Genomic DNA, 23,499 nt, shown 5'->3' with positions numbered 1-23,499 from the left:
GGTCTCTTTATTCGTTTTACTTATGTACCCGGCAAAAAGGAGGGAAATCTTTGAAACAGCCAAACTACGGAAAAATAGGCGTAAACAAAGGACAACAAGGGATCGAGTCAATTATAGATCAGGTAAAATCCGGACATATTCAAAAATATAGTGTTGTTATTCAAAAATTCGAGAAGAAGATCTATACCTACTGTTACTGCATCCTAAAAAATCGTGAAGAAGCAAAGGACGCGGTTCAGGAGATATTCATCAAAGCTTATCAAGACATAGAACGTTATGAGAATCGATTGTCCTTCTCGGCGTGGCTTTATAAAATTGCGTACCACCACTGCTTGGATCAGATCAGAAAGCAAAGCCGCTGGCAAAAAGTCGTATCTCTTTACATGGAGCTGCAGACTCGCTCTCATTTCAGGCTCAATCAATATACGCTTGTTGATGAGCTTCTTTCATCCTTGAATCGGGAAGAAAGAAATATCCTGCTACTAAAAGTGGTCGAACAATATACGTTCGAAGAAATGGCTGAAATTATGAGTTGCAATTCTACAACGCTGCGCAAGAAGTTTGAACGGCTTCGAAAGAAACTACTTCACCAAAAAAATCAAGAAAGGGGTATTGGGCATGAAGAAATTGCTAGTTCGAACTGAAACACCAGAATTAGAGAACATTCGGGATATCATTCAAACAATCGAGATGCCAGTGAATAGTTTTAGCAACGAAATTATCGGACGTTTGGAAGCCGGAGCCATAAAGAAAAACAAAAGTCCTTTTATGAAAAAAGCAGCGATTGCTACTTTTTCAGCAGCAACTGTAGGAGTCTTCGTCATTGGTAGCAGTTTCTTTTCTCCTGTCATGGCTGAATCGTTGAAAAAGATAGGAGTAGTAAACAGTATTTTCAAATTGGCTGGCGATATGGGACTGCGGACCGCAGATGAGAAAGGATTGGCAACGAAAGTGAATCAAAGCGATACACACGATGGTATTACTTTAAGCATACCAGAGGTGATCAATGACGGGACACGCTTCGCTATGGCAGTCTACCGCGACGCACCGAACATGACAAGCTATCTGAACGGCATGAAAGTGAACGAAGATGGCACAGCGACATCCGAATCTGAAAGCGCGAAAGGAACCATACAGCAGGTCGAGCTGTTATTCAATGGAAAGCCTCTGCATGCAACAAACGACACTTTAGCTCGTCGGATAAAGCCTGTGATTGCTCCTGGTGCTGACAAGAATTCGGCCATTCTTATGTTTTCTGATCTATCTAACAACGGGTTAGGAGATTCAGCCCTTCCCAATGATTTTGACATAACAATCAGACTGACACTTAGTAAGGTAAAAGAACCATTTAACATAAAGATTCCCGTTAAGAAAAACACAAAGGACAATATCGTTCTGTCAACAGCTATGACCAAAGAGTTTGAACATTTACGCATCACGTTGGAAAAAGCTGAACTTACTCCCATAACAACACGATTGGCGATTGCAGTAGATGGAACTTCCGAGGACATTCCGAAGAAATACAGAGCGGATAAGGGACTTGTGAATAAAACCAATTTGCAGTCAAAATTCCCAGGATTAGATTATGATCTAATTGATGATCAAGGAAACCCTGTGGGAAAAGTGAGTGGTTTTGGTCATGATGAAATACGTGAAGGTTATGCCTACTACGATTTGACGTATGAGCCATTTAAAGAGATTCCAAAATCTATCACATTGAAACCGTATATCTATGTTTTAAAAGATAAAAGCAAATCGAGTGGTGAGTTTTTGTATGACAATAATGGACAACCTGTCAAAGCCTATATTAAAGAGTTGGAAATGACGATACCTATTCTCAAATAAAAATTTCCAGGTCTCTTCGAAGAAATCAATCCAATGGTTGAAAGATGTTAACGAGTTAAGTCTCAAAGGGAACTAGCTTTGTTTTACACGAGTGAGCGTAAGCAAAGTATGTTTTAAAACTACGCTTGCTCATGTAAAACGTAGTGCCTCAATTAGACAATCAACTTGTAATGCTATCAAATTATGAGGTGTGAAATGAAGTGCAATACATGGATAATAAAACGTTTCATCATGGCTATGATGACTCTTTCTTCGTTTTTGTTTCTCTTTAACTATGTTGTTGATCCATTTGGTGTCTTTGGGGATACGTTTTTGAGAATGTATCCGCATAACAAAGAAAATAATCCGAATATTTATAATATTCAATATCTAGATCAAAACCACGATAAATACAATTCTTATATCATAGGTGGTTCTCAATCCAGTTCATTATCGCCTGAAATGTTAAATCATTTTTATGAAGGTGCAAAATTTTACGGAATCCCGATAAGTTCAAATAATATTCGCGACTACGAAAAAACATTCTTTTATCTTGTTAGGAACTATCATGTAGAAAATGTGATTCTGCATATTGGTCTGTCAGAATTAGTCCAACATCAGGATCATTCTTCTAACGTGAAAGAGAGACTCCATCCCAAAGTTTCAGGTGATTCTCTTGGGTTGTTTTATTTGGAGTTTCTCATGTTGAATCCAAAATGGGGACTTCAGAAACTGGAAGAATGGTATAAAAAGAATACACGTACTGTTGAGGATGAAAGCACACTAAGGTCTTTTCTCGTACATAGTTCTACGAATACGGATGACCTAGAGAATTATTTGGTTCAGAATCCCCAATTTATAAAGCCTTTGACTAACCTGTCAACCGCAAACATAGATCAAATCGTTGCCTCACTTAAACGAATCAAGGAGCAGTGCGAGGCAAGGGGGATTCATTTGGAGGTTGTTACCGCACCCACTTATTATAGAGAAGTCGATCAATTTGGATTGGAAAGTTTACAAAATTATTGGAGGAGGATTGCTCAGATAACTGACTTTTGGGATTTCTCTGGATACACTTGCGTAAGTCTGGATCCACGCTATTTTTACAACCCTACGAATTACAGAAAAAGCGTTGGTCAAATGATGGTGGGATACATGTTCGGTGACAAGGATGTGTTCATACCGAAAAATTTTGGACATTATACGACCGCTCAGAATGTCGAGGAGCATAGTAAGAAGGTATTTACGAAACCGTCTCATTTGGCGACTTCAGTTATTGAGGAGAAAAAAATACCTATTATTACATATCATCATATTGTGACGGATAGTAAACTGGAGAATGCCTCTACCATCACGTTGGTCAAATTTAGAAATGATATGCTTGAATTAAAGCGTAATGGCTATCAAACGATATTTATTAAAGATATGGTTGATTATGTCGAAAGCAGAAATGAACTGCCGGAGAAGCCAGTCGCTGTCACTTTTGATGATGGGTATCTAAGCAATTATCAATATGCTTATCCCATCTTAAAAGAGCTCGGAATGAAAGCAACGGTTTCCATCATTGGTTGGTCTGTTGGGAAAAACAAATATAAAAACACAGAAAAAAGTATTATTCCTCACTTTTCCTGGGAACAGGCAAGGGAAATGTACCAGTCTGGCGTTTTTGATATTCAGAATCACACCTATGATTTGCATAATACGAATGAAAAGGAGTATCCATATAGACGAGGGGTTTTACAGAAAACAGACGAAAGGAGCGGAACTTATTACAGAGAGTTCGTCGAGGATATTCGTAAGAATCAATACTTAATTGAAAATAATGTAGGCAATAAAGTGGTCTGCTTTACATATCCAATGGGTGAATACAGCTTTCTTTCCGAACAATTTTTGGCGGAATTAGGCTACAAAGTAACTTTATCTACGAAAAAGGGAGTCAATACGATAAAAAAAGGGCAACCACAAACTCTATATGCGATGAAGCGAATCAATGCTGGCCCGGATTTAACCAGCAAAGACTTGGTTCGTTTACTTGAAGGTTAGATGGACTCCGCCTTCATTTCTCTGGCGTTTTATTGACTATGAAAGAGAAAAAATAGTTCTCAAAAACCCCCTCAATTTTAAGTTGAAGGGGTTTTTTTCATATAAACAAAGTCTTGGGGAGTAGCCCTTATGTGGCCGGAACCTTAGCTACCTTCGCTAGCACCAATCATCCGGAACAAAATGATATACAAATAAGCACTGACGAGCGTTAAGCCCAGGATGACACCGAATACGCCAACAGGAGCGAGCCATTGGGATAGACCGATCGTCAGGGGAGCGATGAAGCGACCAATCGAGAACTGGAGTGAAGAAGCTCCCATGTACTGACCGCGTGCGTCCTCCGGCGAGTATTTACTGATGAAGCTCTGGGCCACTGGTGTGCGCATCAGCTCGCCGAATGTCAAAATCGCCATACAGCCGAACAGGAGCCAAATATTCGTCGTAAAGGCCATCAAGAACAGACCGACACCGAATAGGATGGAGGAGATGACGAGGCTGTTGCGATCACTCCAGTTTTCGAACCAGCGTGTGACTGGCAGTGTAAACAGAACCACCAAAAAACCATTTAAGGCCATGAGCCAGCCAAATGCGCTGGTTCCCCCAATAGAATAAGTCCAATTGCCCCACGAGAATAATGGTTGCTGCATAACATGCTCTTTGACATACAACGCCATGTAAATATCCAACTGCATGAACCCAATGGCGATCAAAATCCCTGCCCCAATGTACAGGGCAAATGCTTTGTCTCGGAAAATAATGGCGTAACTCTTGAATTGCTGAATCAGGGAAAAACGCTCCTTTGCCTTCTCCTGACGAACGTGTTCAGGCAGCGTTTCTTTGATCAGAAAAAAGACGGTAATCGCAAAAAGCAACTCAACGATGGTACAGAACATCAACAGCTGCGGGCGATAATGAACAAAAAAGACAGAACCCAATACGGGACCCGCGACCACCCCGATGTTCATCGCTGTGTAAAAGGTGGCAAAAACAATTCTGCGATCTTCTTCTGTGGTCAAATCAGCCACCATGGCGGAGCTGGCAGGCCAGTAGAGAGCCCCAGCGATTCCGATCCCGATGAAGGCAATATAGTCGATCCAAGGAGACGGAGAGAACGCAAACAGCGCGAACATCACCGTCGATGTACAGAGCGAGAGCAGCATGGTGAATCTGCGCCCTACCCGGTCAGCCAGATATCCGCCAAACAGATTGGACAGCATCCCGAGCAGCGGCGGCACCATCAACAGAAGACCCGCTACATCCTTCCCGAACGTATCGCTAAAGTAAATCGCCATAAACGGAAAGTACATCCAAAAGAAGGTGTGAGTAATCAATTCACCAAAGAGACGTACCTTCAAATTAAGATCCCACGAACGCCAAATCATGACACGAATTCCTCCATTCATTTCGGCAGGTGCCTGACCTCGATTCTCTTCTTGGAAAAATTCCACGTAAAAAAGCACAAACGGGGTAGAGACACTGCTCTTCCGCTTGCGCTTTATCAAACGATACAAGGGTGGCGGGAAATAACCGGTTCAACGGAGTACAAAAGAGAGACGGTTACCTACCTATGGTTTTAGGTACAGTAAACCGACTGTTCACCCGAGAACATGGCCCGCAATTCATATCGGGAAAAAGACGGAAGCGGTTCAGGCATCCTGCAGCTTCTAGCTTTTGATAGGGTTGTAAGAGGCAGTGCCCCTTAAGAGAGGCCCCACCTAAGCGAAGATAACTACAGAAAACACCATGAACTCAGCACTCCCGTCTTTCAAATTTTTTACATAGGTAAACTCTTGTTGATTAGAATACTCGAAAGAGTCGAATTTATGCAAGATAATTTTTTGGTTTTTTTTGAATAGTACCAAGAACATCGATAATTGAAAAAGGGTCTTTCATTCGGTAAAATATTTTTTACAACACTAAATCATGCTAGGAATGTGGGGGATATCGCATGCGGGATGTACGCATCGTCAAGCTGGCTACAAATTTGCTGAGCCATTCTGTACGCCTGAAGGAAAAAGAAAGCTTGCTGATTGAAGTTCGTGGCGAGGGTCACGATTTGGCGAAGGAATTGGTTAGGCAGGCGTACGACTTGGGAGCTTATCCGTTCGTACGGATTATTGACCCGTCTATCCAACGTGAGCTGATGCTCGGTGCAAGTGCAGAGCGTGCGACTCATTTGGCGAAATGGGAAGAGCCAATGTACAAAGATTTGGATACATATATCGTCATCAATGGTCCATCCAACGACAGTGAGATGGCCGATGTTCCGGTAGAGCGTCGTCGTGCGCATCAAAGTGCGATGCAAGAATTGCATGATTACCTGACCAACAATGTACGCTGGACACTGCTCAACTACCCGACCACGGCTTTGGCGCAAAATGCCAACATGTCTACCGTCGCTTTTGAAGATTTTTATTTTGACGTATGTTCCGTTGACTATAAAAAGATGCACGAAGCCTTTTTGCCTTTGCAGCAATTGATGGATCGCACGGACAAGGTGCGTCTGGTTGGACCGGGAACGGATCTTCAATTCTCGATCAAAGGCATTCCGAGTGTCATCTGCTCCGGGCTGCGCAATATTCCAGACGGTGAGATTTTTACAGCACCTGTACGCGACTCCGTGAATGGAACCATTACGTACAACACCGCAACAAGCTACATGGGCACGAAATTCGAAAATGTATGTCTGAAGTTTGTAGACGGAAAAATCGTCGAGGCGACTTCTAACAACACCGAAAGACTCAACCAAATTTTCGATACGGACGAAGGTGCGCGCTACATTGGGGAATTCGCGATTGGCGTACATCCGTACATCCTGCATCCAATGAATGATATCTTGTTCGATGAGAAAATTGCCGGCAGCTTCCACTTCACACCGGGCCGTGCATACGACACCGCAGATAACGGCAACCGCAGCCAAATTCACTGGGATATGGTAAACATCCAGCGTCCCGAGTACGGCGGCGGCGAAATCTGGTTTGATGATGTGCTGATTCGCAAAGACGGTTTGTTCGTTTTGCCAGAGCTGCAAGGACTCAATCCGGAAAATTTAAAAGGGTAAGTCGGTACAACAGGGTCATCATGCTTAGCATGGTGGCTTTTTTTACGTAGCTATTGGTGAGGGAAGAAGCACATTTCCAGTCTACGCTTCGGCCTACGCCCTGCAAGGGGGATTGACTGTTCGCTCCGGAATAAATAGCGGGAGCGCTTCAAACGTAGACTTTTCGAGGAGGGTTTTCATAAATGAAGCTGAAATTCCCCGCCATTTATTCCTACGCTAAGATGGGCTCCAGAGGCGCTTGGACTGGAAATGCACTTCTTCCTACGGAGCTGATGTTTAACTTCTTGAGAGGTGATTCATTCTGATGAAAGTTCTAAAACTCCCTTGTTATAACAACCGAAACGCTCTAAAAACATGAAGTAAACACAAGCTGTACGCAAGCACTGTCAAATGTCTGGAAGGAGACCGCCCGAGCGAAGAGAGGATACAGGCGACTGGAAGACATGTGGCAGGGCTTCCCCCGACCACAACAGTTGGAGGATAACCGTCTTTGAGCAGTACAGACGAGCATCTCAAGCATCCTTTTGCTACAATAAGAAAAAAGCATGGAACAGAGGGATTAGACGTGAGCCGCAAAGATTGGATCGAATACATCGTCAGTGAACAAGACACGGGAATGAACGTGGAACAAATCGTCCGGCAAAAGCTTAACGTGTCGGGTCGTATGATGCAGCGGCTGACGAGAAGTAAAGGGATTTTGCTCAATCGCAAGCAGCCCTTCCTGCAAAGACAAGTAAAGGCAGGGGATACAATCGCTGTTCGTGTCATCGAGAGACAAGAGCAAGCGCCTAGGCAGCCCCAGCACGCTACGAAGCCTGAGGGACCGATCACACCTATGCCCTCTATCGAAATTTTGTACGAAGACGATCATCTTTTGATAGCAAACAAACCGGCAGGCATGATGGTGCACCCGATTAAACAGGAGACCGACACATTGGTACATGCACTCGCTGCCGTACTGGCGGCACGTGGTGAGCAGACGAGCGTACATCCTGTGCATCGGCTGGATAAAGATACATCAGGAGCTATTCTCGTAGCCAAGAGCAGCTATGGTCATCAATTGGCTGACAGGCTGCTGCGCGAAGGGGGCATTCACCGCGAGTATCTTGCGGTTGCCAGTGGGGTGCTGTCAGAGGGAGCTAGAACAATTGATGCGCCAATCGGCCGAGATGCGCGTCATCCTACGAAGCGCCGTGTCGTGGAGAGTGGCGATCCTGCCATCACGCATTACGAGGTAGAACAGACTTCTGAGGGAATGACGCTTGCTCGCGTCTGGCTGGAAACGGGTCGTACCCATCAAATTCGCGTTCACTTTGCCCACCTTGGACACCCGCTTGCTGGCGATACGATGTACGGGGGAGTGAGAGGTTTGTTACGCCGACAGGCTCTGCATGCTTCGAAATTATCCTTTTTACATCCGCTTCTCGAAAAAGAGATTGTGGTCGAGGCACCGATACCATCAGATATGAAACGCTTGATGCAAGCAGAGTTTTCATAAGAACGGACAGAAGGACTTCTATGGCAGAAGTCCTTTTTTATGTGCAAAAGTCCTCAGAGTCAAACAATCTGTAGTTGAATAACGTAACAGTGTTATGTTACATTGTTTTTGGAGGTGCTTCAATTGGAAACAAATGTAATCTCGAAGAAGGACCTGCTGGAGCTTACTGGCATTTCGTACGGACAATTGTACCGATGGAAACGAAAGAACCTGATTCCGGAGGAGTGGTTCATTCGCCGAGCAACTTTTACAGGGCAAGAAACCTTTTTCCCGAGGGAACAGATTTTGGCTCGTATCGACAAGATCCTGAACATGAAAGACGACTTATCGCTGGATGAACTGGCGGACATGTTTTCACCAAGTATGAGTGGAATTTCGTTGACCGCAGATGAATTATTGGCACGAAACATTGTTTCATCCACTTCTTTAGAAGTGTTTAACGTTTTTCTCGGGAGCTTACGGACCTTTACCTTCCAGCAGGCATTATACGCCTATGTGTTAGAAAAGCTTTTGGCCGCCGGAGACTTAAGTGTAGATGAAGGCGGCGGATTGCTGCAGGTACTGGCTAGCCACTATCCCAAATTCGAAGGGAAGCCTTGTGAGCTGATCTTTATGCGCAAGATGGGGATTTCCACGTTCGTGTTGGTGTCTGGCTCTACTGAAATGTATTTTGATAGCGGTGTAAAGGTAGTGAAGCGGCTCGATCTAGCCAATTGTATCGAGGAATTAAAAGGAAAATATTTGTAGGGGGAGACCATACCATGCAGAACGAGAATAAGAACAAGCTAGATTTGATCTTTCATGGGGCAGTGAATGCTACGGGTGGCGTGTACAACAAAGTAGATGTCCAAGGTTACGGCAAGATTAATGGCGATGTAGAGTGCGAGTCGCTTCATTGTGCGGGACATGTCAGTATCACGGGAGATCTCATTGGTTCTTCGGCAAGAGTAGAAGGCAACGCGTCAATTAGAGGCAAAGTGAAAATGGATAAGTTATCTGTATACGGTCAGCTTGATGTTGCGGATGATTTGAATTTTACAAGTCTAAAAGTCGGTGGCAATGTCAAAGTACAGGGCAATATGGCAGGAGAGGATGTAAAGATTCACGGATCATTGAAAGCAGCAGGGGATTGTGAAGCCGAAGTGTTCCGGGCAAACGGTGCGTTTAGTATCGGGGGGCTTCTGAATGCAGGGCGAATCGAGGTAATTCTGCATGGTAGCTGCGAGGCAAAAGAAATGGGCGGAGAACATATCGAGGTGCGCCGAACCGGGTATAGCACTTTGGGCAAGTTGTTGAAGCATTTTCTCAACAATACCTTGTCCGTAGAGACGATTGAAGGTGACGAGATCTATCTGGAAAACACAAAGGCCAAGGTCGTTCGCGGCAACAAGATCGAGATTGGGCCAGACTGCGAAATTGACCTGGTCGAATACAGCACAGAATGCAAGCAGGACCCGAGCTCACAGATTAAGACGCTGACACAACGATAAGGCTGACAAGGAAAAATAAACATTCCAAACTGCATGCAAGTATTTACATGCATGCAGTCCCTTTATATAATGAGTTTGGAAAAAAATGAGATGCAAGTAATTACTTGCTTGGTACGGAGGTGCGTTATGGATCACCCAGATATAGAACAGAAGCTGGGGGGGAGAGGCGAAGAGGAACAGGAAACCCGTGAGCGAATTTTATTGGCCGCACGTCAGCTAATGGCACAAAAGGGATACAAGGGAGCGACTACACGCAAGATTTCTGAGCTTGCAGGGGTTAATGAGGTGACGGTATTTCGTCACTTCAAGAACAAGGTAGGCATCTTGACAGAGCTCCTGAAAGAAATCATGGATGTCCGGGAGCAGCTGGAGCAAGGGTTGCAAGGCGAGTTTGCTGACCTCAAGGAAATGCTGGTCAGCTACGCACGTACGTATTACGGCTTATTGGTCGAGCGCAAAGAAATTTTCATGATCTGCATGATTGAAGCGGATAACCACCCGGAAGTCGTGCAGATGTTCAGCAGCCTGCCGATGACCGCAGTCCAGGTATTGTCCAATAAGCTCCTAGCGTTTCAGGAACAAGGGCATTTGCCAAAGGCGGACCCGTTCACGGCAGCTCTTATGTTCGTCTCCACTTTTTTCTACGCCTTTATGGCGAAGTATCGGGTCAATCTCGATCTCGAAATGGTAGAAGAAGAGCTTTTTGAAAATGCTTCTGAAATTTTGCTACAAGGCATCAGCGGACTCAAATAAACAGCATAGCTACATAGGGGCGGAGGAAGTCATGAAGAGAAGATGGCTTGTATCTGTAATGATGATCGGACTATTGGCAACAACGGCTTGCAGCGAACAACAGCCTGCTTCGGCACCCCAGAAGGAAGTGAAGCATGTCGTCGTTGCACCAGTGAAGAAGGAGCAGGCTGTTACCGTTACGGAGTTGTCTGGTACGCTGGCTCCTTTGGAGGAAGCACTCATCTCTTTTGAAGTAGGCGGTCGTATTGTGGAGATGAACCGAAAAGAAGGAGACATGGTCAAAGCGGGAGATGTGCTTGCCCGTGTGAACGCCACAGATTACTCGCTGCAGGTTGCTTCTTCCAGCGCTGCCGTGCAGCAGAGTGCGGCAAATCTTAGCAAGGTAAACAATGGCGCGAGAGAGCAAGAAGTGACGCAGGCGCGTTTGCTTGTGGAGAAGGCAACAGTAGGACTACAAAAGATGCAGGATGATTTCAATCGGATTGAAAAGCTCTACCAGCAAAACGCCATTTCCAAAAGCGAGTATGAAAGTGCACAAAATGGACTGACGATTGCGCAAAAGGATTTGCAAAATGCACAGCAGTCTTATTCACTGGTTACTCAAGGGGCTCGTGCGGAAGACAAACAGTTAACGCAGGCTGTATACAATCAGACGGTTATCGCCAAAGAAGTGGCAGCCAATACACTTGCCAAAACGCAGCTTCGTTCGCCGATTAACGGGACGATCATCGCCAAGCTCTCGTCTGCGGGCAATTTGGTCGGTTCAGGTACCCCTGTCTATCAAGTCGGCAACATCGACACATTAAAAGTCGTATTGCCCGTTCCTGACCGTGAGATTTCTGCATGGAAAGTTGGCGAGACGATCTCCTTAGACCTGTATGGACAAAAACGGGATGGCAAAGTGGCAAAAATATTTCCTGCCACGAACCAAAATACCGGAACGATTGGCGTAGAGGTCCAAGTCGCCAACCAAGCTCGTGACTGGTTTGCTGGTCAGGTGGTGAAAGCGACCAAAACGGTAACGGGGCAGGAAGGGGTCTACGTACCAGTAGAAGCCGTCATCAGCAGAGGAAAAGATGACGCGCATGTCTTCGTCAATGCAGGCGGTAAGGCTGTCAAAACAAGCGTAGCCATCGGGCAGATTGTAAGTGACAAGCTCGAGATCAAGAGCGGACTAAAGGAAGGAGACCAACTGATCGTCAAAGGGGTGGACCGTTTGTTTGACGGTGACCCAATCGAGGCGGCAGGAGGTACACAACCGTGATCAAGTACATCGTACAAAAGCGCAAAATTACGCTCCTTTTTTTCAGCATGATTGTACTTGTAGGCTCCCTCAGCTTTTTTCAGCTGCCCAAGCAAGAGATGCCGGATATTATCGTGAACATGGCGACGATCACGACGGTTTATCCAGGAGCTTCGCCGGAAAAGGTCGAGCAGGCTGTTACGAAAAAGCTGGAAGAAAAAATCAATGAATTGCAGGGACTTAACTATATATCATCCTCATCTTCCCTCGGAGTCTCTTTTATCATGGTGGAAGCAAAGAGTGACGTAGACCCGAAGCAAAAATGGGATGAATTGCGGAAGAAGGTAAAGGACGCAGAGGCTGATCTGCCAGCCGATGCGAAACAACCGATCATCAATGATGATTTGAACCGTACGTTTGTCCAATCGTTTGCGGTCACCGTTGACACGCGTGAGGAATTGTACAGCATGCGCACCATGCTGAAATCGTGGAAGGAACAGCTGCGCACCATTCCAAATGTAGCGGATGTACTGGTGGAAGGTCTACCGGAGCAGGAAGTCCACATCGAGGTTGATACGCAAAAGCTGAGCCAGTACGGGATCACGTGGAGTCAGGTGATGATGGCTGTCAAAAAGGAAAATGAAAAAATCCCGCTTGGCGACCTGACCACAGAAAAACGGACCTACCAGCTCAAGCTGCCGGAAAATACAGATGTCGAAGAACTGAACAAGGTCATTATCTCCCGTTCAAAAGAGGGCTTCCCGATCTATCTGAAGGACATCGGATCGGTCAAAATGACGACGGAGACAGTGAAAACAACCTCGTATTTCAATGGAAAGCCTTCGATCACGATCAGCGTCAATGCAGAGACGGGAAGTGATGTGCCGTCCTTGCAGAAGCGCGTTGACGAGATGATGGTGACTCTGGATAAAACACTTCCGGCAGGGGCCGAGAGACACTCGATCTACAGTCAAAATGAACGCGTGGATGAGCTTTTTAGCGACCTGACCCGGGAAATGATGATTGCCATCGTCGCAGTTTTGGTGGTGTGTGCGCTCGGATTGAACCTGATCACATCGTTGGTAGTAGCGATGGCGATTCCGATTTCCTTGGCTGTGGGGCTTATGTTCCTGCCATCTCTGGGTATTTCACTCAACATGATCTCGATCGTGTCCTTGATCATTGTGCTCGGGATCTTGGTCGATGACGCCGTGGTGGTCAATGACAATATCGAGCGGCGACTGTCTGTCCTGGGGGAAAAACCGATTACTGCGGCGGTTAATGGCGCCAAGGAAGTATCGATATCGATCACGACCGCTACGCTGGCTACGATTGCGTCGTTTGCTCCGTTGATGTTTCTTAGTGGAAACGTCGGACAGTTCATTCGTCCGGTTCCTGTCATTATTTCGATGACGATGCTGGCGTCGATGGTCATGTCGCTCACGATCATCCCGATCTTTCGCCAATGGTATGAGCAACGTAGAAAGGCTGGTGTAGAAGGGTATCGCAAGCCCGCTGGACTGTTGGGGAAACAATTGTTGCAGCTGACCAAGTGGTATGCGAGCAAGTTCATGCCGAAAATTTTGAAGCGACCGCTTTTGGCAGGAATGATTGGCGTATTGATTGGAACGGCAGCATATGGATTGATACCGCTCACTCCGGTGGAATTGTTTCCGAACGATGATCGCCCGCAGTTTCTCATCGATATCCGTCTCCCTGTGGGCAACAGTCTGGAAGAAACAGACCGAGTGGTGCGTGGGACGGCAGACTGGGTGTTGAAGCAGCCTGGCATCGAGTCAGTATCTGCATACGCGGGAGGCAGTGCACCGAAAATGTTCGGTGGAGATACAGCTGCCGGAAGCGGCATTACCGTCGGACAGCTAGTGGTTCGTTATAATGAAAAAGAGACCCATCTCGAGAACCTGCTGGAGCCATGGGCGGAGGAATTCAAAAAGCTGTATCCGGAAGCGAGTATCCTTCTGAAACAGCTGGAGGCAGGTCCCCCGGTCGGAAAACCAGTTGTGATTCGTTTGTATGGAGAGGATATTGAGACGCTGCGCTCTCTTTCTGCACAAGCAAAAGAAAAGGTTGCCGGATTAGAGGGAACGTACAATGTCCAAGACGATTTCGGGGTAGAACGCTACACCTTGGAATTTGTCGTCAATAAAGAGCTGATGGAGCAAAAGCTCGTCAACTACACCGACTTGTCCACGACATTGCGTCTGGTGAGCGAAGGCATTACCGTCAGTGAGTTTGATACGGGCTCAGACCTGATAGATATGAAGCTGTTCTTGCAAAAAGGCGGGGAAGACCCTGCATTGCTGTTCCAACGACTCAGTATCGCCAATGCCCGTGGAGAGCTGATTCCGTTGTCACAGCTCGCGGAAGTAAAACCGACTTTCAGTACTCAGACGATCCCGCATCGCGATTTGTCGCGGAGCGTGACAGTTACCAGTGATCTGAAAGGGAGAACGGCTACAGAAGTAATGGCAGAGATCAAGCCAATGCTCGATAGCATGTCCTTGCCTGAAGGATACCGCTATGAGATTGGCGGCGAGACTTCCGAGCAGACCGATATTTTTATCGACATGGGCAAACTCTCGATTCTTGTCGTTTTCCTGATCCTGATTTTGATCGCGATGCAATTCTATTCCTTGACGATCCCTGTACTGGTTACCAGTACGATTTACCTCGCTGTATCGGGGAGCTTGATCGGATTGTTCGTGACCCAGACACCACTTGGCTTTATGACAATGATGGGGATTATTGCGTTGGCGGGCATCGTGGTGCGTAACGGGATCGTTTTGATCGAGTTCATCGAGGAGGCACGTCATACAGGCATGGAGCTGAAGCAGGCGGTTATTTCTGCGTGTGAGGCACGGCTGCGGCCAATTCTTTTGACCTCGCTTACAGCGATTGCAGGAATGATGCCGCTAGCTATTTCGGGTGACGTTTTGTTCAAACCGCTTGCGGTCACCATTATTTCCGGCTTGGCGTTCTCGACGCTTTTGACCTTGATCGTCGTACCGTCCTTTTATACGGTTCTGACGCAACACAAGACCAAAAAGCTGGCGAAAAAAGCCGCGAAGCGCCCGGATTTGTATGGGCCTGAGGCAGAGACATTATAAGGCATGCAACAGCGGCAAACTCTCCGATTCATTTCTTTCGGGAGTTTGTCGCTGTTTTTTAGTAAGCGGTTCTTGCTTTTCGCCAGCCGATAATCAAAAGAGCAAGGACCAGTATGAGAAAAACGAGTACACATAAAGCCCAAATCGACTGTAACAGCATGCTTTGGTTGACCAGCCAGGGAATCTCCTCCAGAGGCATGTTTTTCATTTTGGGGAGAGAGGGGATGATCATCGCGTCTGCATAAATGTGCAGGACGATCGGAGCTAACAATCCCCAGCGAAGTGCTGCCCATGCCCACAAAACACCAATGAGAAACGATTCAAAAAAAGCTCCTAGACCATGCCCAGGTACGTGATAGTAGGCGAAAATCATCGAAGGAATGAGTAGATATATCCATCGCGCACCAGTGGGCAGGTCTGTGTTTCTTCGATAGATGAGTGTTAGCAAGAGAAACGGGATGCCGCGAAAGACGAGCTCCTCCCACAAAGGATTATGCCAGGTGGCAAACACAAGCAGATTCGCTTTGCCAGAGAGTGACTGTGCACCGATTGGCTGTGTGCTATACCATCCGCTAATCGTCTGAAAGGCGGCTCCGGCCGCTTTTGCCAATAAGAGACCGACAAGGATGAACAGAAATGCTTGTCCCAATTTTTTCTTTCGTACAAGCCATAAGATACCGCAAGCGTAAATCAGCGAGATAACACCAAAAATGAGCCAGCCAGGAAGCGGGACTGCTACCTTCCAATCGGTTTTCGGCCAGAATAGCAGAGATACGGAAACAGTTTGTCCTAAAAAACCTGAGGAGAGAAACTGTCCCCAGGAGGCGAACAAGGGCAGAAAGAGCATAATCATCAATAAAAGGAGTAAAAGCGGGTTTTTGGTCATGTAACGAAATGTATTTGTCCACACTTGCGAAAACCTCTCAATCCAACCATTTTTTTCTATATAATCCTACATGCCTTTTACTCGGTCTAGATGGAAATGGCATTCTTCAGATTTTTGTAAGAGTTTGATTAAGCAAGAAATGGTATCGGACGTATGATATGATAGAATCAAAATTCACTGTCAGTAATAGATAGAAAGCAGTACAGGAAGGGAGTGTCCAGGATGCAACAGCCCCAGCTTCTTCATGAAGAAAAGGTATTCAAAGACCCTGTTCACCGCTACGTCCACGTGCGGGACAAATTCATTTGGGATTTGATCAACTCGGCAGAATTCCAACGTTTGCGCAGAGTCAAGCAACTGGGCACCAGCTTTTTTACGTTTCACGGTGGAGAGCATAGCCGCTTTAACCACTCGCTTGGCGTGTATGAACTGATGCGCAGAATTTTGGAGACGTTCGAAGGCCGTATTCAATTGACGTACGAGGAAAAGCTGCTGTGTCTATGTGCGGCTTTGCTCCATGATGTGGGCCACGGTCCGTTTTCCCATTCGTTTGAAAAGGTGTTCAAGTACCACCACGAGGATTGGACGCGCGCCATTTTGCTTGGAGATACGCAAATAAACCGCATACTTCGTCGGTTTGATGATAGCTTCCCGAAAAAATTGGCAGAAGTGATTAATAAGACATATGACAATAAACTGATCGTAAGCCTCATCTCCAGCCAGCTCGATGCCGATCGGATGGATTACCTGCTGCGTGATGCCTACTATACGGGCGTCAATTACGGCAATTTCGAGATTGAGCGTATCTTGCGTGTCATGCGGCCGCAGGAGGATGGCATTGTCTTTAAATTCAGCGGGATGCATGCTGTCGAAGACTACATCATGTCTCGCTATCAAATGTACTGGCAGGTCTATTTCCATCCCGTGACACGAAGTGCGGAAGTAATCTTGTGCAAAATTTTTCAACGGGCGAAGCTCTTGTTCTCCCAAGGCTATCCGTTCATGCAGGAGCCTGTTATGCTCTTGCCTTTCTTGCAGGAAAAGGTAGAGCTCGCTGACTATTTGGCGCTTGATGAGTCCATTATTCTTTTCTATATGCAGCTCTGGCGCAGAGAGCAAGACCCTGTCTTGAAAGATTTGTGCGCCCGTTTTTTGGACAGGAATCTCTTTAAATACGTCGAATATAATCCGAGGGATTTCCGCTTGCTGTCTGAACTAAAAGAACTATTTCAATCTGCCGGAATTGATCCGATGTATTATTTGGAGGTAGACACAACCTCCGATCTTCCGTATGATTTTTACCGTGCCGGAGAAGAAGAGGAGCGCATTCCGATTATGCTCCAAATGCCTTCAGGAGAACTTGTCGAGCTGTCACAGAAGTCAGAAATTGTACAGGCCATTAGCGGAAAGCGGCGCTTTGATTACAAGCTGTACTTTCCATTGGATAAAGTCATGGACTTGCCGGGGGATCTCTCCCGTAAGATTCGAGAACGTCTGGGAGTGATGGAGGATGCTTAATCGTCACGCCAAGATCATACGCCTGATTGAGATAGTCGGCGAAGTGAGCGGGCGAAAAAAATTACAAAAGATGGTGTACATAGGAAAACATCTGGAGATGGATTTCGATGAGCGCTACGAGTTTCACATGTACGGTCCATATTCGGAAGAACTGACGCTCAGAGTAGATGAGCTGTGCAACATGGGACTTCTGGATGAGCAAATGGAGAGTAAAGGTGCTATTCATATGTATCGTTACTCTTTGAACGAAACCGGTCATGATTTTCTCAAGTTTCATGAGGTTGACTTCGGGAGTGGAGAACGCGCAATTTTGCGAATGAACGAGGAGAATTCCCGTTTTCTCGAGCTGGTTTCTACGATTCTGTATTTCAGCCACCTGCCTTATGAGGAAATGAAGGGCAAAATCTTTACGTTTAAGAGCAAGCAGCGCTACACTGAGGAAGAGATTCAAAAAGGACAGGCGTTTATTGAAGAGCTGCGTGCGCTGATGAAGGAAGACGGCGGCAATTCACTTATGCAATAAGGAACAACATACAAGGACAAGCACGGCGTACGAACTTGCAAGAGTTGTGGTACGTCTTTTTTTTATGCATGTCAGCCAGTCCAATGGGGCTGGCTTTTTTTTGTCTCAGCCCTGGGCTGCAAAATAGAGGCATCGTTCTTTGACAAGTGCATAAGTATGAAACATTTTGCTTAGCGAAAGGGAGATGGACGTGAGTAGAAGCAAGCAATGGTGGCTGTGGATCGCGCTCGGTGTTGTTATGCTTGCCGTTGGTATAAGTGCGTGGGGTACAGCCCGTGCACATGAAGTAAGAGTGGTGTACGTCTATAGTGATAGCTGCGTGTATTGTACGGAGTTTGGCCCGATATTTGAGAGAGTCGTGAAGGAGTATCCACCGGAAATGATCCAACGACTGGATATCCATGAGCAGAAAGAGCTGGAAGAAGCGTCGCGCCTCGGGGCAGAGGCAACCCCCACTGTTTTTGTCGTCGAACAAGGTAAGGTGGTCGACAAGCTGGAAGGGTCGGTACCTGAGAATACGTTGCGAAGCTTTTTGCAAAGGAACCTAAATCAGACTCTTTCTAAAAATGGATAATATAGGTAAAATATCCGGTAAAGAGGGGGTCATTCCATGAACAAACGTGCAATGATGTCATACCTACTAGCAACTGTCCTTGCAATGGCAGGGTTTACTGGAGTAGCGGACAGTCCTACCGTACAAGCTGCTTCGCCAGAGAAGGATTACGCTTCCCATACAGCAAAGGCAGCCATTGATTTCGGTGTACAGAAGAAATACTTATGGCTGGATAGCAAGGGGAACTTTTATCCGAATAGTCAAATCACGCAAGGGCAGTTCATCGCGAGTTTAGTAGCCATTCGTGGATTGAAGGAGGTAGCACCCGTAACACAGCTCCCAGCAGGGCACTGGGCGAAGATGAGCTATGAGAAGGCGCAGAAGGCGGGGATTTTGGAAAATGTGAAGATTGATCCGAACCGTTTACTGACAAAAGAAGAAACAGCATTACTTGTTTTTAATACGTGGAAGCCATATCGAGGTGAAAAAAGCCCGAATCTAACTAATACCGGTGCGTTGGTTACCTGGGGATGGATGAAGCCAGGACCAAGTGGACAGCCAAAGTTCCGCGAGGATTTGCCAGTGCTTCGAAGTGATGCTGCCGAAATTTTACAATTTATGTGGCAGGATAAATGGCAGATCGAGCAAGGGAGAAAATATGCAGATGAATTTCATAAAAGCTTGAAAGTGGCAAATGGAAAGATTACAGGAAAAGTCCCTAAAGGGGACGGTAACTTTTTGATTAGAGCAATGTTTATCACTATTGGTGATGGAAGAAATGGATTTTTAAATAATGAGTCGTTCTCAGTTTCTGTCAATACTGTGAAATCTCTTTCCTTCCAAGTGACTAACTCGAAAGACTCTGGAATAGCGGGGGGGTATTGGTATCCCAAACTCCCTAAGCTTGGCCGTGAAAATCGAACACAAAAATTCTATCACTAGTTGAGGGTACTAATATGAATAATAAAATGTACAAGCACAGAAAAGTTCTTTTTTCTGTGCTCTCTTTCTGCCTTTTGATAGGATTGATCGGTATGCATCCATCGACTACTGAAGCTGCACTCAATTTACATGGAATCAAAATCGCGAGTATTGATTCCTACAAGCGTCTTGCGCCCATAAACGGCTTCGACACAGTTTATATCCAAACGATACCTGGGAGGCTAGGGGCGTCAATAGCCCAAATAGAGGTTGATCGAAGTATTGATGGACAGCAAGTATTGTTATTTTCTGATGTAGATGAAAATGCAGATAAAGGGTGGTACTTCGTAGATGAGTCCGAGGCTTCTTATTGGATCAAACAATTTGGTGGAAATCCCAACTTTATTCTCGGTGGGTCTGCTAATGTGTACAGTAAAAAAGTAACTAATGAAACTAATTATGAAAGCGAACCATACCAAGCTTACAATCTTGCAGAATTAGCTACCGCATCAGGTGGTGCAGGTTATACCATAGGAGACAACCTTGTCCCGAATAGCAATGGTGGATATATATCTATAGGACATGTTCGAACCACCCCACAACCCAGCGGCAGCATAACCACCAACAAAACCAAATACAACCTCAACGAAACAGTTGAGATCCATGCAAATGCCACGGACTTTTCTTACTATGACCGCGGCATTTTTGTATGGTCTTTAAGCGTGATCAACAAGACAACAGGGCGTGGATACAAAAGCCTCCTGTCTAATCGACCATTCAACGATCCCAGTACAGCCGTTCCCACGGTAAACGAGACAAGCAGTCCCCCAGGCTACAAGTGGAGCTATAAAAATACCGAATATAAGCCTACCGAGCCAGGCTTGTATGAAGTATCGCTAACAATCACTGACCTGCATAAAAGAAGCCGCCAAGGATCGAGCAGCATAAGCGTTTCGACACCTTACACGGCACACTTCACAGTGGGTGATGTAACCCCACCGGAAAAACCTGATCCCGAAAAGCCTGACCCAGGTCCAGCCTGTTCAATCGGATCAACAAAAACCAAACTGAACATTCAAGTCGTTGGCGACAAGGATATTAAAGACCACCATGCTGTTGCAAGCGGTGGTTCTGATTTCGCTGTCGAAAAAAATGCCGATATCACCCTCTATGCCAATAAGCCAGGTAAATTCACGATGAATGATTATGACATGAAGCCTGGAGCGAATGGCAACAGGAAAGTCGGGACAGGAAGCATCGGTAGCTCTGGACGGGTAAAGGTCGTCTACATCAGTGATGATGGAACAGAGTGCTGGGAGAAATATTTTAGGGTGGAGTCGCCAGCTGGTGAAGACTCATGCCCCATCGTTACGCTGGCGGCGTCTTCAGTCAGAAACGGTCAAACCATTGAGATTATGCCGTTCGATACGCTTACGTTCCGAGCCAAATACACAACCAAATACGGAGATAGCTCGGAGGCATCGCTTAAGTGGGATGTATCCCTTCCCAACGGAAAAATCTATACCTTGCCAGTCAAGGAAAATGACAATGGCAGATGGGGACCCTATGATTCCTCCAGTTTAAAGCTTCCGTACGAAAATGTTCATAACCCGTACTATTTTCCATTCGAGCGAGGAAAAACGTACAAACTGAAGCTAAACTTTGATGGGACAAAGTGGAGAGAACGACCTGAATGCAATTGGGAAATAACGATCGTCGTAAAAGATGCTTTCTGCTCCATCGCAGATCAAAAAAAGGTTTCATTTTTGGTACATAGCAAACCACCTCTGCCATTTTCTCCTGAAGGGGAAAGCATGAATGGATCAGTCAGCTCAGGATTTACATTGAAAGACCCTGTATACATCAAGTACTTTACGGAGGCTGGAGATCAATACGACACCAATCTATCGTTTTCCTCAAAGGTATCTGGTACTTGGTATTGGAATAGTCCCGAAGGAAAAACAGCGTTAACCGACAAGCTTGCGGCGAACGAGTCATTCAGGCTCATGTTGCCGGCAAGCGTAGATGTTGGCGATGAAATCGTGCTGCTGTTCGAGTCCGAGACGGGCTGCACTGGTGAAGTGCGATTCACCATTGAATCTGACCAAAAATGCTGGGATATTCTAGCTTCAGTAGAAATCGATCGAAACAACCAAAAGTGGAGCAAGGATATTCAACGTGGTGAAACCATTGAAATAGCAGCAGATGAGATTCCAGACAAGCATCGGTTTCGGATGTTTTTGTCGGATGATAGTCACTTTTCGATGAGATGGTTTGATCCCGCGTCTGGCTCCTGGGAAAGAAAGCGAAACGGAAAGGCACTCGATAGTTCAAACACCTCCACAAATAGCCACTGGGTGTATTTCCCGAAGGACGAAAATGGGCTTCTTTTAGAAGGGCTGTACAAGGTGCAATTTTACTCAACCCAGAGTGACGGCTGCGACGGTCATTTTTTTGTGCAAATCGGCAAAGGCGCTCCAAAACCGGAAGGAGAGAATTTGCTTATTGTGAAATCGAGCTTTCAAATTGATCCGAAGAGCCCTCAAGCCGCTGGAACCGACGCGACGATTACATTCAGCGTAAAGAATGCCGGGAAATTAACGCATGATACGAAATTGGCTGTTCGCTGGGCGAGCTCAGATAAGGAAACTCGCTTGGACGTGAATGAATTCAAGCCGGGTGAGGTGCGTAAGATTACGGTTCCGACGAAGTATCCGCAAAAATCCGAGGATTTTATTGCCCATATCAACCCTGCGAAATCCATGCCGGAAAACGAGACGATCTGGACGGACAATCGTGCGGTCTGGCCAGTGAAAATTGTCGGTGGAGAAGTTCCTGAGCCGCCTGGTGGTGGAGGCGATTTTGATGGCGGTGAAATTGGTTTAGAGATTTATGACAGTGATGGTCGACAGCTACAAAAACTGCCGCTACATGCAGATGGCGTGTGGGAACGTGAGCCTGCTACGATTCGCGTGATCATTGATCAGTCGAAAATAAACGAAGGCTTCCAAAAAACAGAACAGGAGATCAATCAGAAAATCAAGAAATTTAAAGCGCAATTGGAGAGTTCAGTTAGCGGGGACACTATCAAAAACGTAACTGTAACTGCGAATCCAGGGTGGATTTCAGATGCCAAGAGCATGGCGGTTTATACACCACCACAGCTTGATCTGAAGCTGAAAGGCCCCGGAGCGCCGATGCAATGGCAGGTAAGCAGTGCGTCTACAGGCACAGAGGTCGTATACACAGGAACCACTGTCCCCACGCAGACGACTTGGCGCCAAGTGCTCCAATCGCAAAAGTATAAAGCAGAAATCAACGGCTTTGTCATCGTGATGGATTATCAGGTCGATTTTGAACTGTCCTACGAGAGCTGTGCTGTGAACGACGAAGATGAAGAGGAGTGTGAACCACAGAATATATCCAAAACGATGAAAGGACGCTATACCATTACGGTAAAAGGGGGAGAGCGCTCCTTTGAAGTATTTGAGCCTAATGCAACAGGCTCTATTCGCCATACAGCCGAATGGACAGCGTATCATGCCAGGGATCGGTATCCAAACAGCCAGCCAAATGATTACTACGCGGGAGAGCGCATCTTGACACAAGTGGAGTTGCAGGATCGACACCGTCATCCTGTAAGCAACCAGTTTCCTGTCGTGACATCTGCCCGGGCTTGGATTTCAGAAGCTGGCTTGCGCCAAACGCCGTTACAGTCGTTGTTAGCCTTGCAACAAGCGACTCCGCAGCTCTGGAGAGGCCCCTCCTATTCCGCTTCCAAGCTAGGAGCTCGTGAAGTAGGAGTAGATACGCCTTTGATGGGGAATAAACAGCATGGTTTTCAAAAGGATGCGAGCTACGCAGTCTATTACTCCGTTTCCTTTCGTTTTGACGTGAACAAGGGCTTTCCCTATCAAAATAAAGCTTTAGGGCAAGGGCACGAACTTAAAGATTATCAGCTACCCTTCCGTATCATTGCAAATGCATGGGAACGACAAGGAATCCGCAACCATACGACTCAGTAAAAATATTTGCACCCCCTCTCTTTCTTTTTCTAC

General features: G+C 46.2%; 17 protein-coding genes. 15 read left to right on the top strand and 2 right to left on the bottom strand.

Translation table 11 applies throughout. The features are described 5' to 3' along the window. Nucleotides 1–50: 50 nt before the first annotated feature. The 3 genes from C7R91_RS07785 to C7R91_RS07775 all read left to right on the top strand — a co-directional run bounded on the left by C7R91_RS07785 (nt 51) and on the right by C7R91_RS07775 (nt 3,867). Complete coding sequence (locus C7R91_RS07785) at nt 51–644, top strand: RNA polymerase sigma factor (protein WP_236697862.1); 594 nt, start codon at nt 51–53, stop codon at nt 642–644. Next, a complete protein-coding gene (locus C7R91_RS07780; RefSeq protein WP_047069882.1) occupies nt 619–1,845 on the top strand; it encodes a DUF4179 domain-containing protein in 1,227 nt (408 codons plus the stop codon). Before C7R91_RS07785 ends, C7R91_RS07780 begins: the two co-directional genes overlap by 26 nt. A 195-nt stretch (nt 1,846–2,040) precedes the next feature. After that, a complete protein-coding gene (locus C7R91_RS07775; protein WP_052773394.1) occupies nt 2,041–3,867 on the top strand; it encodes a polysaccharide deacetylase family protein in 1,827 nt (608 codons plus the stop codon). Nucleotides 3,868–4,010: 143 nt separating this feature from the next. Here C7R91_RS07775 and C7R91_RS07770 read toward each other — a convergent pair whose 3' ends face one another. Continuing rightward, nucleotides 4,011–5,249, bottom strand: a complete 1,239-nt coding sequence (locus tag C7R91_RS07770; protein WP_047070328.1) for an MDR family MFS transporter — start codon at nt 5,247–5,249, stop codon at nt 4,011–4,013. A 566-nt stretch (nt 5,250–5,815) separates the two neighbouring features. On the opposite strand from C7R91_RS07770, the gene C7R91_RS07765 reads away from it, so the two are divergent. The 7 genes from C7R91_RS07765 (at nt 5,816) to C7R91_RS07735 (ending at nt 15,040) form a co-directional block, all read left to right on the top strand. Then, on the top strand, nt 5,816–6,928 hold the full coding sequence (locus tag C7R91_RS07765) for an aminopeptidase (RefSeq protein WP_047069881.1): 1,113 nt from the start codon (nt 5,816–5,818) through the stop codon (nt 6,926–6,928). A gap of 565 nt (nt 6,929–7,493) precedes the next feature. After that, entirely contained in the window at nt 7,494–8,426 is a 933-nt protein-coding gene (locus tag C7R91_RS07760; RefSeq protein WP_047070327.1) for an RluA family pseudouridine synthase, read from the top strand. Between the two features lie 123 nt (nt 8,427–8,549). Further along, nucleotides 8,550–9,173 (top strand): YhbD family protein, encoded by a 624-nt coding sequence (locus tag C7R91_RS07755; RefSeq protein WP_047069880.1) that lies wholly within the window; start codon nt 8,550–8,552, stop codon nt 9,171–9,173. A gap of 14 nt (nt 9,174–9,187) precedes the next feature. Continuing rightward, nucleotides 9,188–9,916: a bactofilin family protein gene (locus C7R91_RS07750; protein ID WP_047069879.1), complete on the top strand. Its 729-nt coding sequence runs from the start codon at nt 9,188–9,190 to the stop codon at nt 9,914–9,916. 126 nt (nt 9,917–10,042) lie between these two features. Beyond that, nucleotides 10,043–10,669, top strand: coding sequence for a TetR/AcrR family transcriptional regulator (locus C7R91_RS07745; protein ID WP_047069878.1), 627 nt, complete (start codon nt 10,043–10,045; stop codon nt 10,667–10,669). 31 nt (nt 10,670–10,700) lie between these two features. Continuing rightward, nucleotides 10,701–11,933, top strand: a complete 1,233-nt coding sequence (locus C7R91_RS07740) for an efflux RND transporter periplasmic adaptor subunit (protein ID WP_047069876.1) — start codon at nt 10,701–10,703, stop codon at nt 11,931–11,933. Then, entirely contained in the window at nt 11,930–15,040 is a 3,111-nt protein-coding gene (locus C7R91_RS07735; protein WP_047069875.1) for an efflux RND transporter permease subunit, read from the top strand. Before C7R91_RS07740 ends, C7R91_RS07735 begins: the two co-directional genes overlap by 4 nt. 58 nt (nt 15,041–15,098) lie before the next feature. Here C7R91_RS07735 and C7R91_RS07730 read toward each other — a convergent pair whose 3' ends face one another. Next, nucleotides 15,099–15,950 carry a CPBP family intramembrane glutamic endopeptidase gene (locus tag C7R91_RS07730; protein WP_047069873.1) on the bottom strand — a complete coding sequence of 284 codons (852 nt, stop codon included), beginning with the start codon at nt 15,948–15,950 and terminating at the stop codon, nt 15,099–15,101. A 198-nt stretch (nt 15,951–16,148) separates the two neighbouring features. Between C7R91_RS07730 and C7R91_RS07725 the strand changes: the two genes are divergently transcribed. The 5 genes from C7R91_RS07725 to C7R91_RS07705 all read left to right on the top strand — a co-directional run bounded on the left by C7R91_RS07725 (nt 16,149) and on the right by C7R91_RS07705 (nt 23,466). Then, the gene (locus C7R91_RS07725) at nt 16,149–17,444 is read left to right on the top strand and encodes an HD domain-containing protein (RefSeq protein ID WP_047069872.1); all 1,296 of its coding nucleotides are present in this window, start codon (nt 16,149–16,151) and stop codon (nt 17,442–17,444) included. Beyond that, nucleotides 17,437–17,967 (top strand): YwgA family protein, encoded by a 531-nt coding sequence (locus C7R91_RS07720; RefSeq protein ID WP_047069870.1) that lies wholly within the window; start codon nt 17,437–17,439, stop codon nt 17,965–17,967. Before C7R91_RS07725 ends, C7R91_RS07720 begins: the two co-directional genes overlap by 8 nt. Before the next feature lie 184 nt (nt 17,968–18,151). Beyond that, nucleotides 18,152–18,541, top strand: a complete 390-nt coding sequence (locus C7R91_RS07715; RefSeq protein ID WP_047069868.1) for a thioredoxin family protein — start codon at nt 18,152–18,154, stop codon at nt 18,539–18,541. 36 nt (nt 18,542–18,577) lie between these two features. Next, nucleotides 18,578–19,462: an S-layer homology domain-containing protein gene (locus tag C7R91_RS07710; RefSeq protein WP_047069867.1), complete on the top strand. Its 885-nt coding sequence runs from the start codon at nt 18,578–18,580 to the stop codon at nt 19,460–19,462. A gap of 92 nt (nt 19,463–19,554) precedes the next feature. Continuing rightward, a complete protein-coding gene (locus C7R91_RS07705; RefSeq protein WP_236697861.1) occupies nt 19,555–23,466 on the top strand; it encodes an ABC transporter permease in 3,912 nt (1,303 codons plus the stop codon). Nucleotides 23,467–23,499 lie beyond the last annotated feature (33 nt).

The organism is Brevibacillus formosus (assembly GCF_003013405.1).
Taxonomy (GTDB): Bacteria; Bacillota; Bacilli; order Brevibacillales; family Brevibacillaceae; genus Brevibacillus; species Brevibacillus formosus.
The sequence above is the reverse complement of the archived record's forward strand: the minus strand, read 5'-3'. Positions and strand labels throughout refer to the sequence as shown.

Bases quoted from the DNA above. Each gene is read 5' to 3' on its own strand.
- C7R91_RS07780 (WP_047069882.1), top strand. From the start codon at position 619: ATGAAGAAATTGCTAGTTCGAACTGAAACACCAGAATTAGAGAACATT.
- C7R91_RS07775 (WP_052773394.1), top strand. From the start codon at position 2,041: ATGAAGTGCAATACATGGATAATAAAACGTTTCATCATGGCTATGATG.
- C7R91_RS07770 (WP_047070328.1), bottom strand. From the start codon at position 5,249: ATGATTTGGCGTTCGTGGGATCTTAATTTGAAGGTACGTCTCTTTGGT.
- C7R91_RS07765 (WP_047069881.1), top strand. From the start codon at position 5,816: ATGCGGGATGTACGCATCGTCAAGCTGGCTACAAATTTGCTGAGCCAT.
- C7R91_RS07750 (WP_047069879.1), top strand. From the start codon at position 9,188: ATGCAGAACGAGAATAAGAACAAGCTAGATTTGATCTTTCATGGGGCA.
- C7R91_RS07745 (WP_047069878.1), top strand. From the start codon at position 10,043: ATGGATCACCCAGATATAGAACAGAAGCTGGGGGGGAGAGGCGAAGAG.
- C7R91_RS07740 (WP_047069876.1), top strand. From the start codon at position 10,701: ATGAAGAGAAGATGGCTTGTATCTGTAATGATGATCGGACTATTGGCA.
- C7R91_RS07725 (WP_047069872.1), top strand. From the start codon at position 16,149: ATGCAACAGCCCCAGCTTCTTCATGAAGAAAAGGTATTCAAAGACCCT.
- C7R91_RS07720 (WP_047069870.1), top strand. From the start codon at position 17,437: ATGCTTAATCGTCACGCCAAGATCATACGCCTGATTGAGATAGTCGGC.
- C7R91_RS07715 (WP_047069868.1), top strand. From the start codon at position 18,152: ATGGACGTGAGTAGAAGCAAGCAATGGTGGCTGTGGATCGCGCTCGGT.
- C7R91_RS07710 (WP_047069867.1), top strand. From the start codon at position 18,578: ATGAACAAACGTGCAATGATGTCATACCTACTAGCAACTGTCCTTGCA.
- C7R91_RS07705 (WP_236697861.1), top strand. From the start codon at position 19,555: ATGCATCCATCGACTACTGAAGCTGCACTCAATTTACATGGAATCAAA.